This window comes from Paenibacillus tengchongensis (assembly GCF_008973665.1).
GTDB lineage: Bacteria > Bacillota > Bacilli > Paenibacillales > Paenibacillaceae > Paenibacillus_AQ > Paenibacillus_AQ tengchongensis.
The window spans coordinates 1-1,606 of sequence record NZ_WACP01000035.1 but is presented as its reverse complement, the minus strand read 5'-3'; the positions used below and the strand labels follow the sequence as shown (position 1 = coordinate 1,606).

Here is a 1,606-nt window from a genome sequence, read left to right as displayed (position 1 = left end):
CCCCGCCGCGGCCCCATACAGCAGGCCATCGACTATGTCACCAAAGAAGAGACCCGCGTCTCTGAAGAACCAAGGCTAGAACACGGCATAATTAGACACAGTGACGAAAAAGGGCGTCGCAAGGATGTCGAGGTAGTCCGCGAAGCAATCCTTGAAAAAGGGCTTTCTGCCGACGAAGTCTTCCTTCAAGTCCCCGAATCCAATCGCATGACCGCAATGGTAGAAAAACTCGTCGCTGCGCGAGACCGCTCCCGCCACACTAAGCCTCGCCAGCTAGAAGTCATCTGGCTCTACGGACCGCCCGGAACAGGGAAAACCAGTCGCGCTGTAGAGATGGGAGGCACAAACTATTATCGAGTGACCGACTATCAGCATCCTTTCGATTCCTACTGCGGACAAAAGATGCTCATCCTGGACGAGTTCGACGGTGAAATGCGACTTAGCACTCTCCTCAATGTCCTGGATATCTGGCCTACAGTGCTCCCCGCCCGCTACGCTGACCGCGTCGCCGCCTACAACCAAGTAGTGCTCGTCTCTAACGAAGCTCCCTGGTCTTTCTACTCGTGGGCCTCAGTATCTCGACGACAAGCCCTCGCTCGGCGCATCAATACGATTATGTATGTAGACGCTAGCGGTGCTCACGACGTCACCGACCAGTTACGCAGATTCAACGAACCCACCGTAACTATTTAGGCCACGTCCTGAGCCCCTTCCTGAGGGAGGGCTCAGAGGGAGCGCCGTGCCTCTTGTCGCTGACAACAGCGATAAAAAGGCACGTATACAAGGGAAATTAGACTCTTCGACTCTTCCGTCAGTCGGGACGTCGGTCGCTTATACGTGGCTACAGTCATTACCTCTGTAGCCCCGGCGGCATGTGTGCGTACCTCTTGGTTAAGCTCAGCTATATTACTTAACGACCGTAGCCCCAGGCTCGGCGGGCCTTTTCACCCAAGCCTCGCGGTCTTGGGGAGCACCTGGCGGATACGCACGCGCGAAAAGAAGCCAGGCTCTAACCCTGTACTCTCTGCTCGGTAAAAAGCGAGGAACTTCTATTGCTTCGGGAAACCATCCCACGCGGATTTGTGAATCTCTCCGCGCGTCTAACTAGACACACAATCCATGTGCAAGTAGACTGACTATTGAATTGTTACAGCAAGAAAAACCCTAGCTCATCAGAGCTAGGGTTTTTCATATGCCACGCCGTGCTTCATCATGAAATACTTTCTTATCTTTAAAGAAGCACGGTTAACAAAGTCTTTCCGCATTGTTAACGAACAAGGAAAACTTTACCAGGCATTTATAGCTAGTTTGTTGTGCAGCTTCATTCTCATTTCATAGTGTCCTAAGTGTAAGCTTCGCGTTCACTTAGGAAGGAATTCAATGAAGCTGAAGAATAAGTTGGCGGCAGCTGCTATTACGGGTGCGTTGATTGTTCCGGCCCAGGCTCAAGCTATGGAGGACTACTTCACTAGTGTAGACGTCGAGAACACGCCTCAAGGAGAGCGTGTACACGTGCATCACAAGGGAGGCCGAAATTATACGAACAATGCTGCTACCTCCGATAAGCTGCACAATGAAAGGTGGGAGGAGTACAAGCGAAAGACAC

At 52.0% G+C, this 1,606-nt stretch carries 2 protein-coding genes; both read left to right on the top strand.

Annotation, left to right across the window (positions count from 1 at the left end):
• On the top strand, positions 1-693 hold a 693-nt coding region (locus tag F1381_RS28530; RefSeq protein WP_222850497.1), incomplete at its 5' end, for a P-loop NTPase family protein.
• A 687-nt stretch (positions 694-1,380) separates the two neighbouring features.
• Positions 1,381-1,606 (top strand): hypothetical protein (locus tag F1381_RS28665; protein WP_222850496.1); only part of this gene is annotated, 226 nt, incomplete at its 3' end.